15 protein-coding genes and 1 tRNA gene are annotated in these 16,514 nt (G+C 50.4%); 9 read left to right on the forward strand and 7 right to left on the reverse strand.

From position 1 onward, the window contains the following. Positions 1–149: 149 nt before the first annotated feature. Positions 150–224 (reverse strand) — tRNA-Pro (locus NW211_RS11065). A gap of 211 nt (positions 225–435) precedes the next feature. Here NW211_RS11065 and aspS point away from each other — a divergent pair. The 3 genes from aspS to NW211_RS11080 are packed head-to-tail and all read left to right on the forward strand — an operon-like array spanning position 436 to position 4,068. Then, positions 436–2,190: an aspartate--tRNA ligase gene (gene aspS, locus NW211_RS11070; protein WP_258327894.1), complete on the forward strand. Its 1,755-nt coding sequence runs from the start codon at positions 436–438 to the stop codon at positions 2,188–2,190. A 6-nt stretch (positions 2,191–2,196) separates the two neighbouring features. Continuing rightward, on the forward strand, positions 2,197–3,294 hold the full coding sequence (locus NW211_RS11075) for a Nif3-like dinuclear metal center hexameric protein (RefSeq protein ID WP_258327895.1): 1,098 nt from the start codon (positions 2,197–2,199) through the stop codon (positions 3,292–3,294). A 3-nt stretch (positions 3,295–3,297) separates the two neighbouring features. Further along, on the forward strand, positions 3,298–4,068 hold the full coding sequence (locus NW211_RS11080; protein ID WP_087407491.1) for a zinc ribbon domain-containing protein: 771 nt from the start codon (positions 3,298–3,300) through the stop codon (positions 4,066–4,068). Between the two features lie 81 nt (positions 4,069–4,149). Here the strand turns inward: NW211_RS11080 and NW211_RS11085 are convergent, their stop codons facing one another. The 4 genes from NW211_RS11085 to NW211_RS11100 all read right to left on the reverse strand — a co-directional run bounded on the left by NW211_RS11085 (position 4,150) and on the right by NW211_RS11100 (position 9,165). Beyond that, on the reverse strand, positions 4,150–5,226 hold the full coding sequence (locus tag NW211_RS11085; protein WP_258327896.1) for a choloylglycine hydrolase family protein: 1,077 nt from the start codon (positions 5,224–5,226) through the stop codon (positions 4,150–4,152). A gap of 239 nt (positions 5,227–5,465) precedes the next feature. Beyond that, the gene (locus NW211_RS11090) at positions 5,466–6,413 is read right to left on the reverse strand and encodes a hypothetical protein (protein WP_258327897.1); all 948 of its coding nucleotides are present in this window, start codon (positions 6,411–6,413) and stop codon (positions 5,466–5,468) included. A gap of 131 nt (positions 6,414–6,544) precedes the next feature. Further along, a complete protein-coding gene (gene ppk1 / locus NW211_RS11095; protein ID WP_258327898.1) occupies positions 6,545–8,644 on the reverse strand; it encodes a polyphosphate kinase 1 in 2,100 nt (699 codons plus the stop codon). A gap of 116 nt (positions 8,645–8,760) precedes the next feature. Beyond that, positions 8,761–9,165, reverse strand: a complete 405-nt coding sequence (locus tag NW211_RS11100) for a hypothetical protein (protein ID WP_258327899.1) — start codon at positions 9,163–9,165, stop codon at positions 8,761–8,763. A gap of 353 nt (positions 9,166–9,518) precedes the next feature. Between NW211_RS11100 and NW211_RS11105 the strand changes: the two genes are divergently transcribed. Continuing rightward, complete coding sequence (locus tag NW211_RS11105) at positions 9,519–10,754, forward strand: site-specific integrase (RefSeq protein WP_225722587.1); 1,236 nt, start codon at positions 9,519–9,521, stop codon at positions 10,752–10,754. A gap of 12 nt (positions 10,755–10,766) precedes the next feature. Continuing rightward, positions 10,767–11,129, forward strand: a complete 363-nt coding sequence (locus NW211_RS11110; RefSeq protein WP_022233786.1) for a hypothetical protein — start codon at positions 10,767–10,769, stop codon at positions 11,127–11,129. Positions 11,130–11,198: 69 nt separating this feature from the next. Here the strand turns inward: NW211_RS11110 and NW211_RS11115 are convergent, their stop codons facing one another. Both NW211_RS11115 and NW211_RS11120 read right to left on the reverse strand, forming a co-directional pair. After that, positions 11,199–11,501, reverse strand: coding sequence for a helix-turn-helix domain-containing protein (locus NW211_RS11115; protein ID WP_109114889.1), 303 nt, complete (start codon positions 11,499–11,501; stop codon positions 11,199–11,201). Between the two features lie 30 nt (positions 11,502–11,531). Next, a complete protein-coding gene (locus NW211_RS11120; protein ID WP_022233788.1) occupies positions 11,532–11,825 on the reverse strand; it encodes a helix-turn-helix domain-containing protein in 294 nt (97 codons plus the stop codon). A 205-nt stretch (positions 11,826–12,030) separates the two neighbouring features. Between NW211_RS11120 and NW211_RS11125 the strand changes: the two genes are divergently transcribed. Genes NW211_RS11125 through NW211_RS11140 form a run of 4 tightly spaced genes read left to right on the forward strand, consistent with a single transcriptional unit; the run spans position 12,031 to position 16,464 of the window. After that, entirely contained in the window at positions 12,031–12,393 is a 363-nt protein-coding gene (locus NW211_RS11125) for a helix-turn-helix domain-containing protein (protein ID WP_148330998.1), read from the forward strand. Between the two features lie 2 nt (positions 12,394–12,395). Then, positions 12,396–12,746, forward strand: a complete 351-nt coding sequence (locus tag NW211_RS11130; RefSeq protein ID WP_217770530.1) for a helix-turn-helix domain-containing protein — start codon at positions 12,396–12,398, stop codon at positions 12,744–12,746. A gap of 18 nt (positions 12,747–12,764) precedes the next feature. Beyond that, positions 12,765–14,318 (forward strand): DUF3945 domain-containing protein, encoded by a 1,554-nt coding sequence (locus tag NW211_RS11135; RefSeq protein WP_235352770.1) that lies wholly within the window; start codon positions 12,765–12,767, stop codon positions 14,316–14,318. Between the two features lie 55 nt (positions 14,319–14,373). Then, entirely contained in the window at positions 14,374–16,464 is a 2,091-nt protein-coding gene (locus NW211_RS11140) for a type IA DNA topoisomerase (protein ID WP_235352769.1), read from the forward strand. Positions 16,465–16,514 lie beyond the last annotated feature (50 nt).

Raw genomic sequence — 16,514 nt, forward strand, 5'->3', positions numbered from 1 at the left:
AAGGTTATCCGATGTGAATCGGATAACCTTTCTTTTTTTTCCCGCCAGGGAAGAATACAAATGGAGTGGGGTAGAGTGAGGAGATGGGTGAAACAGAAAAGGCATTGGCAACCGCATGAACAACGATTGCCAATGCCTTTATTGTTTTGTCGGGGTAGCGGGATTCGAACCCACGACCCCCTGCTCCCAAAGCAGGTGCGCTAACCGGACTGCGCTACACCCCGAAACAAGCAATGGCCCTCTCTTTTTTGGGCAGGGCAAATTTACTGCTTTTTTTCGTATCGGCAATAATACGTTTACATTTTTATCAAATTCTTGGGGGAAACATACCTGTTTACCGATGTTTTATTTTAATTTTGCAAGGACATTCGGGCTGTTCCGAATGCCGTTGAGTAACCGAAATCAATAACAACAAAACATATAAATCCTATAACAATGTATAGAACGAATACATGTGGAGAGCTGCGATTGAGCCATGTGGGCCAACAGGTAACCCTGGCCGGTTGGGTGCAACGCAGCCGTAAGATGGGTGGTATGACTTTTGTCGATCTGCGCGATCGCTACGGTATCACTCAGTTGGTATTTAACCAGGAGACCAACGCCGGTTTGTGCGACCAGGCCAATAAACTGGGGCGCGAATATGTGATACAGGTGACGGGTACCGTGACCGAGCGCTCGAACAAGAACGCCAATCTGCCGACGGGCGACATTGAAATCATAGCCGAAAAACTGGTGGTGCTCCATACCGCAGAAACTCCGCCCTTTACCATCGAAGACGAGTCGGATGGCGGCGACGATATTCGCATGCAGTACCGTTACCTCGACTTGCGCCGTCCCATTGTACGCCGCAATCTCGAGTTGCGTCACAAGATGGCCTTCGAGGTTCGTCGTTATCTCGACGAGTTGAACTTCCTCGAGGTAGAGACGCCTGTGCTGATAAAATCGACTCCCGAGGGTGCCCGCGACTTTGTGGTGCCGTCGAGAATGAATCCGGGCGAGTTCTATGCATTGCCGCAGTCGCCGCAAACGCTCAAGCAGTTGCTGATGGTGTCGGGCTTCGACCGCTATTTCCAGATTGTAAAGTGTTTCCGCGACGAAGACCTGCGGGCCGACCGTCAGCCCGAGTTTACGCAAATCGACTGCGAAATGTCGTTTGTGGAGCAAGAGGATATTCTCAATATCTTCGAGGGCATGATCAAGCATCTGTTCAAGAAAATCCGCGGTATCGAGTTCAACGAGCCGTTCTTGCGCATGACGTGGGCCGATGCCATGAAATACTACGGTAGCGACAAACCCGATATGCGTTTCGGCATGCGCTTTGTCGAACTGAAGGATTTGACCGAGGGCCACAACTTCGGGGTGTTCGACAGTGCCGAGTATGTGGGCGGTATCTGTGCCGAGGGTTGTGCTACCTATTCGCGCAAACAACTCGATGAGTTGACCGACTTTGTGAAACGTCCGCAAATCGGAGCCAAGGGCCTGATTTATGTACGTTTCGACGAGAATGGGAATCCCAAGTCGTCGGTCGACAAATTCTATTCGCCCGACGACCTGAAGAAGTGGGGCGAACGCTTCGGAGCCAAACCGGGCGACCTGCTGCTGATTCTGGCCGGTCCTGCGATGAAGACCCGCAAGGCACTGTGCGAACTGCGTCTGGAGATGGGTTCGCGTCTGGGCTTGCGCGATAAGAATACCTTTGCTCCGCTGTGGGTTATCGACTTCCCCTTGTTCGAGTGGGACGACGAGACACAACGCTTCTATGCGATGCACCACCCCTTCACCTCGCCCAAGGCCGAAGATATTCCCCTGCTCGATACCGATACAGGAGCCGTGCGGGCCAATGCCTACGACATGGTAATCAATGGCGTAGAGCTGGGCGGCGGTTCTATCCGTATTCACGACAGCGAGTTGCAAGACCACATGTTCCGCCTGCTGGGATTCACCGAAGAGCAGGCCGAGGCTCAATTCGGCTTCCTGATGAATGCCTTCAAATACGGAGCTCCTCCTCACGGAGGTCTGGCATTCGGTCTCGACCGCCTGGTATCGATGTTTGCCGGTCTTGATTCGATTCGCGACTGCATCGCATTCCCCAAGAACAACTCGGGTCGCGATGTCATGCTCAATGCACCGTCGCCGCTGGACGACTCGCAATTGAACGAATTGTGTATCAAAGTAGATTTGAAGGATTAACAGCACGTGGTAATTCTAAATGATATTATAGAGACCATCGAGTCGGTAGCACCTGTCGCCTGGCAAGAGTCGTACGACAATGCCGGGTTGCAGGTGGGCAACCGGTTTCATCCGGTTTCGGGAGCGGTTGTGTGTCTCGATGTGACCGAAGGGGTTGTCGACGAGGCTATCGCCTTGGGCTATAACTTGATTGTGTCGCATCACCCCCTGCTCTTCAAGGGGCTGAAATCGATTACGGGGAGGAGCTATGTCGAGCGTATTGTCATCAAGGCAATCCAACACAACATAGCCATCTATGCCGCCCATACCAATCTCGATAATGCTCCTGGCGGTGTCTCGTTCAGAATGGCCCGCAAGTTGGGCTTGACTGAGGTGCGGGTGCTCGACCCCATGCCCGGGTTGCTGATGAAACTGGTTACCTATGTGCCTGTTTCTCATGTCGAAGCGGTGAGAACCGCTCTGTTCGAGGCCGGGGCTGGACATATCGGTAATTACGACCAGTGCAGTTTCGGTCAGGAGGGCGAGGGTACCTATCGTCCCGGGGTGCAGGCTCATCCCTATTGCGGTACGATAGGCGAGCAGCATCGCGAGCCCGAGACTCGACTCGAAGTAATCGTGCCCGCCTACATGCAGGGTGCCGTCGAGACCGCCTTGAAGCGAAGCCATCCCTACGAAGAACCGGCTTTCGACTGGATACCCCTGGCCAATCGCTGGGAGCAGGTGGGGGCCGGAGTGGTGGGCAATTTGCCTGAACCGGCCGACGAACTGCTGGTGCTGGAGAAGCTGAAAGATACCTTTGCGGTAGGTTGTGTGAAGCATTCGCCTCTGCACGGGCGCAAGATTTCGCGTGTGGCCCTGTGTGGCGGTGCCGGAGCATCGCTCATGTCGAGAGCCGTTGCCGTCGGAGCCGATATGTTTGTGACGGGTGAGATACGGTATCACGATTATTTCGAATATGAGTCGCGTATCCTGCTGGCCGAAATCGGTCACTATGAGAGTGAACAATATACAAAAGAGATTTTTTGTGAGATTATTCAAAAAAAATTCCCTACCTTTGCAATCCGTTCTACACAAGTAGATACAAATCCGATAAATTATTTGTAACGTATGGCTACTGACAAAACAAAAGCTGAAAAAGAATATACAGTGGAAGAGAAGTTGAAAACACTGTACGATTTGCAAACCATTCTCTCGGAGATCGATAGAATAAAGACGCTGAGAGGTGAGCTGCCTCTCGAAGTTCAGGACCTTGAGGACGAGATCGCCGGTCTTGAAACGCGTATCAAAAACTACCATACCGAGATTGAAGACCTGAAAGCTGCCGTAGCGGCCAAAAAAGTAGAAATACAAAACGCCCAAACGCTTATCGACAAATATACCAAGCAGCAAGACAATGTGCGCAACAATCGCGAATTTGACTTCCTCTCGAAAGAGATAGAGTATCAGACTCTCGAAATTCAGTTGTGCGAGAAACGTATCAACGAATACATTGCCGCACAAGAGGCCAAGAGCAAAGAGGTGGCTGCTTCGGAAGAGACGCTGCAGGATCGTCAGCATATCCTGGCCGAGAAGAAGAGCGAACTCGACGAAATCGTTTCGGAGACGAAACAGGACGAGGAGAAGTTGAGAGAGAAGGCCAAGAAACTCGAGAACAAGGTAGAGCCCCGTTTGCTCGCTGCCTTCAAGCGCATCCGCAAGAATGCCCGTAACGGTCTGGCTGTGGTTTACATCCAACGCGACTCTTGCGGTGGTTGCTTCAACCGCATTCCGCCTCAAAGACAGCTCGACATCAAGATGCGTAAAAAGATTATCGTTTGCGAATACTGCGGACGTATCATGATTGACCCGGAACTTGCCGGTGTAAAAGAGGAGCATTAAATCGATTGCAACGATATGGAAACAGCCGGTCACCCGAGTGGTGACCGGCTGTTTTGTTTTCTGCAACTTGCAGCTCGCAGGTTATTTGATTCGAATAGTCTGTATGGGTTGTTGCTTGACGGTGTCGAGCGGTTGTACCTGATATTTGACCCGACCGAAGTCGATGCTCTTCAGATCGAAGCAGCGGATGGCGCTGTTGTACATGGTGCGGTAGTAGAGCAGGCGGTTGGCCATGTCGGCAGCCGAAGTCCATTGCGTAGCGCTGGGGATGTCGGTAGGAGTCTGACCGGTCGTGAACTCAGCTCCTATGGGGATGTCGAAGTTGTTGAGAATGTGGAAACTCTCGGTAACGGCTTCGATTGCAGACTGGGACTGTGGAGCGGTGGTCTGGTAAAAGACCGCACGCACAAAGCGGGAGGGCGGTGTGATGTCGCCGGGAAGACCCAGAAATCCGCTGCCGGCACCGAACGAGGATAGCTTGATGTCGCCGAACGACTTGGGTTCGGTCGTTCCCGGATAGAGGTTGATGTAGTTGTTGAGATTGGTCATTTGCCAATCGAAGCCCGGCGAGTTGGTGAGTACCCCCAGCTTGTTTTCATAAAATTGCATCTTGCCGGCAATAATCTCCAGCACCACTTGGCGGCCTGTTACGTCGGTCATGCGCCAGTGGACCGTCGAGGCCCGCGGGTCTATCGATACGACGTGCACCGTTTTCAGTCCTTCGATGGCTTCGTCGACAGTGGCGAAGTTGCCCAGAATCCAGGCAACCAGTTGCAGGTCGGCCATGCTCGAGGCTTGTTGTGCCGGGTTATAGGCTTCGTATTGTCCGTAATTGGGAAAGTAGAAGAGCCCGGCCGACAATCCGGCTTCGTTCAGTCCTTCGGCTACAAACTCTTTTTGCTCTACGGCCAATCCCACATAGCCATATTTGGCTGTAAATTTCATGCCGGTTTGTTGCCCGCCCGGTACATAGGAGCGTTGTTCGTATCCGCGGGGAACAATCACATATTGGCTGTTCAAGTCGCTGCCGCCCCATTCGATGGTACGGGCTACGATTTTGGAGCCGTCTTTTACCGTGAGGGTAATTCCCGTGCACGCCCATAGCCGTGGTGTAGCAATAGCGGCAGCTGCAATCAGTAAGGAAAATAATCGTTTCATTGTTGCTGTATATTAAGTTAGAACATGTGCGATAGTCTGGCCGATTCAAAGGTATGAAAATATTTATGATCCCCATGGATGGGGATGAATGTATTTCTCGTCACTGAGCCTGTTGCCGGCCTTTTTATAAACACACGATGTTTGTGAAATGTTTGGGGCCGGGACAGAAGAAACGAATGGATAAAAAATGCCGGTCGAAAGGAAACTCCGGCCGGCATGATATGAGTTCTTCTTCGATGTTAGAACCGGAAACTGATGTAGAAGTAGTTACCCGACGTTTTCCAGGTCTGGTTCTCGTCGTCGATTTTGTACGAGGTAGAACCCCAACGGTATTCATAGCCCAGCGAGATAACTTTGTATGAAGCAGCCAAACCGGTATTGAAGTAAGAGCCGTAGTTGCCTTTGAACTCGTTGCCGTCGGTATTGAACATCATCGAGTAGGTGGGGTCATAGCGGAAATAGAGATTGACCTTCAGGAAGTCGATAGGGTTGACGGTAATCGAGGGGCCGAACTGCATGGAGATTTCTCCTTTGTAAATATCACTGTCGTCCCGGGTATAGAGTCCGTCTTCCTCTTCGTATTGAGCTACGGCAATGTCGAAGAAGGTCCAGTCCAAACCGAATTTGATCATACCCAGAAGCGGTTTTTTGTGCAGGTAATAGGTTTTGCCACGTCCGATAGAGAATGCAAAATCGCTGTTCAATTTCGGTTGTCCGTTACCTCGGTCGAGCGAGGTCATACCATAGGCGATATAAAAGTATTTGCTGCGTTTCCAAATCTTTTCCTGACGAGCCAGATATTCGAGTTTGGCGTTCATCTCGTTGGTGAGGTTTACCAGCGAAGTGTTAAGGCTGTCTACCTGATTACGTAATGCTTTGTTCTGGTTGCGATAGACAAAGAGCGAATCTTTCAGTTGGTCGTTCTCGACCGACAGCTCCTTGTATTTGCCCAACAAGTTTTTCTGTGCTCCGTCAAGCGAGTCTTTAGTAGCCAGGAGTAGTGCGTGTTTGCTTTTGAGGGTCGAGTTTTCCTGCGACAATGTCTGATTGGCGGTTGTCTTTTCGTCGATGACTTTTTGCATGACACCGATCGAATCCTTCAACATTTGGTTCTGCTTTTTCAGAGTCTGAGCCGACAGAGGTATTATCGACATTCCGATAAGACATAAGAGTACAATTCGTTTCATAATTTTAGATCTTTGTTTCAGGACAAAAGTATATAAAAAGAATAATATACGTATAATAATCTTTATTCTTTTGTTCGGAATTATTGGAGCCTTGTACCTGTTCTTTAACTTAATATCGACAAGAGCAGTAGCTAGCTGATAAATATCTCGGGCATGCCCGCAGCAGAGTCGGGGGTAGAGTACTGCTCCAGCAGGTGGAAGCACATCCGTTGCGAGCGTATGGGTGGGCCTGGTGTGCGGACATATTGGTTACCCAGATATTCGTCTATGCGGCAGGCTTTTACATTGTCTCGCAACTGCAGGTCTATGACCGACAGGATTTCGTTTTTGATATGCTGGTCGAAAATGGGTACGGCGGTCTCGATGCGGCGGTTCAGGTTGCGGCGCATCCAGTCGGCCGACGACAGATATACCTCTTCGCGTCCCCCGGCATAGAAGTACCAGATGCGGGCATGCTCGAGGTACGAGTCGATGATGCGCGTCATGTGTATGTTGCGGCTGTAAGGCTGGTTGGGTACCAGGCAGTTGATGCCGCGCACCAGCAGGTCGATGTGTACGCCTGCCTCGCTGGCATCGTAGAGGGCATCAATCATGCCCGTGTCGTGCAGGCCGTTCATTTTCAGAATGATGTGTGCCTTCCGTCCCTGACGGGCCTCTTCCATCTCGAAACGTATTTTCCGTTTCAACTCGTCGACCATGTTGAACTGGGCCACGAGCAACGTCTTGAAATCGCGGTCTTTTGAAGAACCGTCGAGTATGGAGAAGAGCTTGTCGAGTTCGCTCGTAATGGCGCGGTTGACGGTAAACAGCCCCATGTCGGAGTAGATGCGGGCTGTGTCTTCGTTGAAGTTGCCGGTACTCATGAAAGCATAGGCTTGGGGGTGAGAGCCGTCGGTAGGGGCACACTTGACCAATAAGGCCTTGGCATGGACCTTCAATCCCGGGGTGCTGTATACGACACGAACACCCGACTCCTGCATCAGTTCCGAGGTGATGATGTTGTTCTCCTCGTCGAACCGGGCTTTGATTTCGACATATACCGTCACCTGTTTCCCCTGTTTGGCGGCGTAGAGCAACCGGTCTATCACTTCGGAGTTTTCGGCTACCCGATATTGTGTGAGTTTTATTTCAGTCACGGCCGGGTTCTCGGCAGCCTCGGTCAGGAACCGGGTGAGGTAGTCGAACGACTGATAGGGGAAGTGTATCAGAAAGTCGCGGTGACGAATTACCTCGAACATCGATGGCGCATTGTCGAAGATGGGTAACCGCATGGGCGAGGGGAGTGTCTCGCTCAATACCTTGCCGGTGAGGTTGGGTAGCTTGGTCAGATCCTCCAGATTCAAATACCGGCTCGAGCGGATGCACTGGCCGTGTGGAATGTCGTAGGCTTCGCAGATATACTCCAGCATGTCGCGAGGCATGCAGCCGTCGTAGACCAACCGGTTGGCGTTGCCTATCTTGCGTTTCTTGACCCGCTTGCGCACGGCATCGACAATGTTGGCCCCCTCTTTGGGCTCGATGGAAAAGTCGGCATCGCGCGAGACCCGTATCGCATAGTGCGAGTCGATGTCGAATCCCGGGAAGACGATGTCGAGGTTCAAGGCAATCATGTCGTCGATAAACATCACGTAGTTCTTTCCGTTGTGCGGAGTGAGCTTGATAAACCGCGGCACTTTGCTGAACGGAATCTTTATCTGGGCATAGAACGGTTGTCGGTCGGGGTTGTTGCGTTCGCTCTTCCGATACATTTTGATGGCCAGGTAGAGCCGGTTGTCGCGCAGGAAAGAGACGATGTCGTCTTTCAATATCAACACCGGCTGCAAGAAAGGGAATACCTCTTCTTTAAAGAAGTTACGCACCTCGTCCCGGTGGCACTCCTCGATTTTCTCCTGATGGTACAGCACCATACCCTCGCGCTCGAGTTCGGGGATGATGTCGTTGAAAAAGAATTTGTTGAAGTCGTCGACCTGCTGGTTGACTTCCCGGTTAATCGACTCCAAGGTACGCTCGGCCTGCTCCTTCTCCTCGTCGCTTTTCGCAGAGTCCGACAGAATCTGGTGATACTCCGAAACCCTCACGCGATAAAATTCCTCTTGATTCGACTGGTATATCGACAGAAACCTGATGCGGTCGAACAACGGCACCGTCTTGTCCATGGCCTCCATCAATACCCGGTAATTGAAAGATAACCAACTGATATCGCGTTTGAAATACTTCCGAACATTTTCCATAGTCATCGTCGTAAGGATTAAGTAACGGTAAATATACAAATAATGTTCGGGTGTACAAATTTTTCTCGCAAATCTGCATAATGAGAAAAGCTAATGAAATAGCGATTATGGATTATTTACTTTTGTAGTTCCTGCTCAATATAATCGACTTGTTCTTTATCTAAATATTTGTAGGATTGGATGTAGCGGCTTATTCCAATATTTTCTAAATCAGCTCTTTTTAGGTAATTCCCCTCATACATTGAAGATATAGGTATCAGTTTGATACAGTCTGGATCGGGGAAAAATGGAACTTTCCAAAATTTTTCGTCTTTTCTGGAGGTGCTAGTGTTGGCAACTTTCAGTTTATAACAGATTTGATTATATCCGCCATTTGTTAGGTATAAATAACAAATATCTCCTATGGCGAATCGTTTCCGTCCTTTTGTCCAATATAAACATTTTAGTTCGTTGATGCACTTGATGTGATCAATCATATCTTCGTCACCCTTTAAAAATATAAATTTTACTTCTCGTTTCATAGTAAATCATTATATTATGGATACAAAAGTACGAATAAAAAGTGATAAACAGAAAAATGTAGCAAAGTTATTGGCAGATAGGCGTTTTAGGAAGATGGCTTGAAAAAATGAAAGACAGAAAAAGCAATGAAAAAGCCAAGTTAGGACATCGCAGCGTTACCAATTCGTGACCATGCCCAAAACAGGTTATGACGAGGTTGGAAGAATATAGAAAATATTAACTTCCAGTGAGTTACTAACAACTCACGCAAGAAAATGCGGCGTGAACGAGAATTGCAGTATTCCTCAATGATTTGCGTAGCGACGAAGGATTCTTCACGAACTAAATTTGAAACCAAAAAAATTTTAGAACGATGAAGAGTACATTTTCAGTTATCTTCTACCTGAAAAGACAGGCAGTGAAGAAAGACGGTACAGTACCGGTTATGGGACGTATCACAGTGGACGGAACGCAGACGCAATTCAGCAGCAAACTTTCGGTCGATCCCAAATTGTGGGACACGAAAGGCGGACGTGTCACGGGAAGAAGTTCAGCCGCACTTGAAACAAACCGCCTGCTTGACAAGATGCGTGTGAGCATCAACAGGCATTATCAGGAAATCATGGAGCGTGACAATTTTGTGACGGCTGAAAAAGTGAAGAATGCCTTTCTCGGACTGGAACACCGCTGCCATACACTGATGCAGGTGTTCCGCCAGCACAACGAGGATTATGCAAAACAGGTGGAAGCCGGCATGAAAGCCAAAGCCACGCTTTCAAAATATCTGGTCGTTTACAAGCACCTGCAAGAGTTCCTGAATATCCGATACCATGTGAAGGATATTGCCCTGAAGGAACTTACTCCGGCATTTATCTCCGATTTTGAAATGTTTCTCCGCACGGACAAGCACTGCTGTACCAATACGGTCTGGCTTTATGTGTGTCCGTTACGGACAATGGTGTTCATTGCCATTAACAATGAATGGCTGACACGCGACCCGTTCCGTGAATATGAAATCAAGAAAGAGGAAACGACAAGAGGGTTTCTCACGAAAGAGGAAATCCGTATGCTGATGGACGGCAAACTGAAAAACGCCAAACAGGAGCTTTACCGTGACCTGTATCTGTTCTGTGCGTTCACGGGGTTGTCATTCTCCGATATGCGCAATCTGCGTGAGGAAAATATCCGTACATACTTCGACAACCATGAGTGGATAAACATCAACCGCCAGAAGACGGGCGTGGAATCGAATATCCGCCTGCTGGACCTGCCCCGAAGAATCATAGAAAAATACCGCGGACTGTGTGAGGACGGAAGGATATTCCCTGTCCCCCATTACATGACCTGCCTGTATGGAATACGAGCCGTAGCCAAACGGTGCGGTATCACGAAACACCTTACATGGCACCAGAGCCGCCACACGGCGGCGACAACGGTATTCCTGTCAAACGGCGTACCTATTGAAACGGTGAGTTCAATGCTCGGACACAAGAGCATCAAGACGACGCAAATCTATGCGAAGATTACAAAAGAAAAGCTCAATCAGGATATGGAAAATCTTGTCGCACGTCTTGGCAGCATAGAAGAGTTCAAAGGATGCAACATCTAAAAAAGAAGAATCATGAAACGAAATATCATTACCATAGAAGGAAAATCGGTAACCGTAACCGGTAACGATGTATGGATGACGGCATGGGAAATCGGAGAACTGTTCAATGTGACAACAACAGCGGTGAATGCGGCTATCCGGGCAATCCTGAAAACGGACGTGCTGAATGACTTTGAGGTGTGCCGGTATGTCCGGCTGGAAAACGGTCTGAATGCCGATGTCTATTCCCTTGAAATCATTATACCGATAGCGTTCCGCCTGAATACCTATTATACCCATGTGTTCCGTTCGTGGCTTTTACGGAAAGCGTACGCCAAAGAGCAGAAGGATACCTATATGCTGTTTGTGCCGATAGCCAAAGGAGGCCATTGCTGAGAACGGAACAAACGCAAGCAAGAACGGACAACCGGATGACGGCTGTCCGTTCTTGCTTTTGGTCGGAGGCTATCTGAAAGGCTTCCGATAGTTCGCTTCCAGTACCTCACGCAGTCCCGATTCGGGATACAGTGCCTTTCCGCCTAAAATGATATAAGGCAGCAGCCGTTCGTTACGGTATTCCTGAAGAGTACGGCGGCTTACCCGTAAAAGGTCTGCCACTTCCTTGTCCGTCAGGTACACCTCACCGTCAAGCGGCGGGCGGTAACTCTCCAGAAACCCGCTGAGCCATCTGGAGCTTTTTTTCATTTTCTGCAATATGGAAGCGACCTTTTCGTCTTCCATCGTGATGATTTCATTGTTCTCGTTCATGTTACTTCGGATTTAGTGGTGAATATTCGGTTATTTGCCGCCGGGGTGGATTATGCCGACAAGCGGAATCAGCCGCTTGACCTCTTCCGGCTTGTAAAAGAACTTGTGCCCGATCTGTGAATAGCCGATGAATCCCTTGTCACGCAGTTTCTGCAAGGTGCGCTGGCTTATCCGTAACCGGTTACACACTTCGTCGCCCGTGAGCCAACGGGCAAGGCGTTTCCCGTCCCCCTTGCGCTGCAAGGCGGTCACTTTTTCCACAAAGGCGTCCCACTGCGCCATCAGTTCCTCGAAGGTCTTTTTCTCAATAGATACCGTTTCCATAAGAATTTGATTTTAGTTCCGTGCAAAGGTAACGACGCAGGCGGAAAAAGATTCCATATTCCGCTAACTGGCAACTTGTTGCGCCGTTTGTCCGGGTAACGGAGCCATTTCTCAAAAAAATCTCACGTGAGCCACGTAGTGAGTTGTTAAAGCCCCTTTTGTTTATTGCTGAACTTTGCCGCAGGAACAAGAAAAAAGACAGAACATGAAAGTGATAACGATGGAAAGTTCCGCATACAAGGCAATGATGGAACAGATAGCAGAAGTAGCCGGCTATGTCCGTGAAATCAGGGAGGCGATGAAACGTGAAAATACGGACAGGCTTCTCGACACGAATGAAGCCGCCAGAGAACTGGGCGTAAGCAAGCGGACCTTGCAGCGCATGAGGGATGATCACCGTATCAGATACGTGGTCCTGCGGCGCAAATGCCAGTACAGGCTCTCGGAAATCCGGAGGATTCTTGACTCCCATACCATCCGGGAGGACGGCAGGACACTCGATGAACTGCACCATAACAGCAGACTGCCCACCGGAAACGGCAGGCAGCCGAAAGGAAGGAGGACATGAACATGGAACTGCTGACAAAGAAACTGTTTGAACAGTGGATGGAAACCATCCTTGAAAGGCTTGAACGTCAGGACGAGATGCTGCTTGCCCTGAAAGCACCGGAAAAACGGGAACACACGCCGGACAGGATACGGCTCTTTGACAACCAGGACCTGTGCCTGCTGCTCCAGATAAGCAAACGGTCACTGCAACGCTACCGCAGCACGGGAGCCTTGCCCTACAAGATACTGGGCAAGAAGACCTATTACAGCGAAGATGACGTGCTGAAATTCCTGTCGGAACACGTAAAGGACTTCCAGAAGGACGATGTCGAGTTCTACAAGGCTCGTATCCATAATTTCTTTAATAAATAACAATTAAAAATTATTCAAATGGCAAAGAAAAGCGACGAAAAGGACGTGCTGATAGTCCGTGATGAAAAGACGGGCGAAATCAGCGTGGTAGCCGGCCTTAATGCGGACGGCTCGCCCAAGCGGACTCCGGCAAGGCTGGACAACGCAAAGGATTTTCTACTGTTCGACAAGCATGGTGACATGCTCGACAACTTTTTCAAAAACTTCTTCCGGCAATGCAAGGAACCCAGCCGCTTCGGTTTCTACCGCATAGCGGCGGATCAGGTGGATTCGCTCTTGGGGGTGATGAAAGACCTCCTGCAGAAACCCCATGAGAACAAGGACATTCTTGCCCCGCACAAGGTGGACACATCCACCTATCAGATGCAGACGGAAGAAGAAAAAATGGAAAAGAAAGAAGAACAAAGTGAAACAAAAAAACAGGAAAACATGGAACAGAAACAGGAAAAAACGCAGGAAAAGCCTCAGAACCGACAAGGCTACCAGCCCATTGACGAGAGTTCAATCAACTGGCAGGAACTGAAAGAGAAATGGGGCATCGACCGTGAGGAACTTGAAAAGTCCGGTGACCTGAAGAAGATGCTCAACTACGGCAAGTCGGATCTGGTGAAAGTGTCCCCAAAGTTCGGGGAGGAAATCTTTGAACTGGACGCCCGCCTGTCGTTCAGGAAAAACGAGGACGGCAGCATCGGTCTTGTACCGCATTTCATCCGCAAGGAGCAGAAACTTGACGAGTACAAAGGGCACAAGTTCTCGGAAGACGACAAAAGGAATCTGAAGGCTACCGGCAACATGGGGCGTGTGATTGACCTTGTGGACAAGGAAACCGGAGAGATTATTCCCTCGTACATCAGCATTGACCGCAAGACGAACGAAATCACCGATGTCCCTGCCAGCAAGGTACGCATACCGGAAAGAATCGGAAAGACGGAAATCACCAAACAGGAGCAGGAAATGCTCCGTGCGGGGCTGCCGGTAAAAGACAAGCTGGTGGAACGCAATGACGGAAGGAAGTTCGTAACGACCCTGCAGGTGAATGTGGAACAGCGCGGAGTCGAGTTCGTGCCGGGCACCGGAAAGTCCCCGCGTACCGTACAGAAACAGGAAAACACGGAACTGCCGGAACTGGAACCGGACATGAACGACGCTGAAAAGCAGGATGCGAAGCAGCAGAAAAGGAACACATGGACGAACGAGGACGGCAGCATCCGCGGTATCACCAAATGGTGCGGCAAGCCCCTGACGGAACAGCAGCAGGCGGACTACAAGGCAGGCAAGACCATCAGACTGGAGAACGTGACGGACAAGCAGGGGCAGCATGCCATCATGTATGTCAAGTTCAATCCGGAAAAGGGACGCCCGTACCGCTACGATGAAAATCCGGACAATGCCCAGAAAGTCGCCCCGTCGAACGAAAGCCGGACACAGGTAGCCGTAAACAGCGAGGGCAAGACGAACGAGGCGACCAAGAACATCAAGGAGCCGCTGCAGCAGGGACAGTCAGCCCCGAAGGATGACGCACAGAAGCAGCAGCAGGAAAAGCCCAAGAAAAACAAAGGCATGAAGGTATAGTCCCCGCACACCACTAAATCCAAAAACATAAAAAACAGAATCAAAACAAATCAGTATGAAAACAATCATAGCAGAAAAGCCCAGTGTGGCACGTGAAATCGCCCGCATCGTGGGTGCCGGCAAGCGAGAGGAAGGTTATCTGACCGGAAACGGTTATAATGTGACATGGGCATTCGGACATCTTGTCCAGCCCGCCATGCCGGAAGAATACAACCTGCACGGCTTTGTACGCAGCAACCTGCCCATCATTCCCGAAACCTTCACGCTTGTTCCCCGACAGGTAAGGACGGAAAAAGGATACAAGGCGGACAGCAGCGTGGTCGCCCAGATAAAAATCATCACCAGACTGTTCAAGGACAGCGAGCAGATTATTGTGGCGACCGATGCCGGCCGCGAAGGTGAGCTGATATTCCGATACCTCTATCATTATATCGGCTGTACGGTCCCGTTCGTGCGTCTGTGGATAAGCAGCCTGACGGACAAGGCTATCCGTGAGGGACTGAAAAAACTTGAAGACGGAAGCAAGTATGACAACCTTTACCATGCCGCCAAAGCCCGAAGTGAAGCCGACTGGCTGGTGGGGATAAACGGAACGCAGGCACTGTCCATCGCAGCCGGACGCGGAACCTACTCGGTGGGACGTGTCCAGACGCCGACACTGGCGATGATCTGTGAACGTTATTGGGAAAACCGCCGTTTCACCCCCGAAGCCTTCTGGCAGCTGCATATCTCGGCAAAGGTACAGGACAGTGACGGAGTCGTGAAAATGCCGTCGGTGGAGAAATGGAAGGACAAGGCAACCGCAACAGCCCTATATAATAATGTAAAGGAGAGCAACACGGCTACTGTCGTGAAAGTCGAACGAAAGGAGAAAATCGAAGAAACACCGCTTCTGTATGACCTGACCACACTCCAGAAGGATGCGAACACGAAGTACGGGTTCACTGCAGAGCAGACACTCGACATCACGCAGAAACTTTATGAGAAGAAACTCGTCACTTATCCCCGAACCGGCAGCCGATACATCCCGGAAGATGTCTTTGCGGAAATACCGAAACTGCTGGCTTTCATCGGCAGGCTCTCACAATGGAGCGGCAAGGTCCCGCAAAAGCCGGAGCCTACCCGAAGAAGTGTTGATGACAGCAAGGTGACAGATCATCACGCACTGCTGGTTACGGGAGAAAAGCCCCTGTTCCTTTCCGAAGATGAAAGCAAGGTGTACCATCTGATAGCGGGACGCATGATAGAAGCCTTTTCGGAAAAATGCGTGAAGGACGTGACAGCCGTCACGGTGGAATGTTCCGGTGTGGTATTCTCAGCCAAAGGTCATGTAGTGAAACAGGCCGGATGGCGTGCCGTCTGCAAGGAAGAACAGGAAGAGACGATACTTCCGGACTGGAAAGAAGGGGAACTGCTGCACCTAAGCGGCTGTTCCATGACGGAAGGAAAGACCAAGCCCAAGCCTCTCCATACGGAAGCCACCCTGCTCTCGGCGATGGAAACGGCCGGCAGGGAAATCGAGGACGAGGAACTGCGTCAGGCACTGAAGGACTGCGGTATCGGAACCCCCGCCACCCGTGCCTCCGTCATTGAAACGCTCTTTGCCCGCGAATATGTGACAAGGCAGAAGAAATGCCTTGTGCCCACAGAAAAAGGGCTTGCCCTCTATTCCATTGTCAAGACCATGCGCATTGCCGACGTAGCCATGACCGGCGAATGGGAAAAGGAACTGGCGTGCATCGAACGCGGAGAGGTATCTGCCGGAAAGTTCCGCAAGGAGATTGAGGAATATGCGACATCTATCACCTCCGAACTGCTGTCGTGCGAAAAGCTGTTCGGGAAAAAGGATTCCGGCTGCATGTGTCCCAAGTGCGGAACGGGCAGGATGCAGTTCTTCGGCAAGGTGGTACGATGCGACAACACGGAATGCGGCCTGCCCATATTCAGGCTGAAAGCCAACAGGATGCTTACCGACGATGAAATCAGGGAACTGCTGACAAAGGGAAAGACGGGTGTCCTGAAGGGATTCAAGAACAAGCAGGGCAAGCGTTTCGATGCCGCCCTGGTCTTTGATGCCGACTTCAACACCGGTTTTGTCTTTCCGGAAAGAAAGGACGGTGCGGCATCCGCAAAAAAGAGAAAGTGAGGAATGGGAAGTAAGGGGTAATCCGCCTTTCGGATGAATTATCAGCGGAA

This window comes from Barnesiella sp. ET7 (assembly GCF_024733785.1).
Classification (GTDB): domain Bacteria; phylum Bacteroidota; class Bacteroidia; order Bacteroidales; family Barnesiellaceae; genus Barnesiella; species Barnesiella merdigallinarum.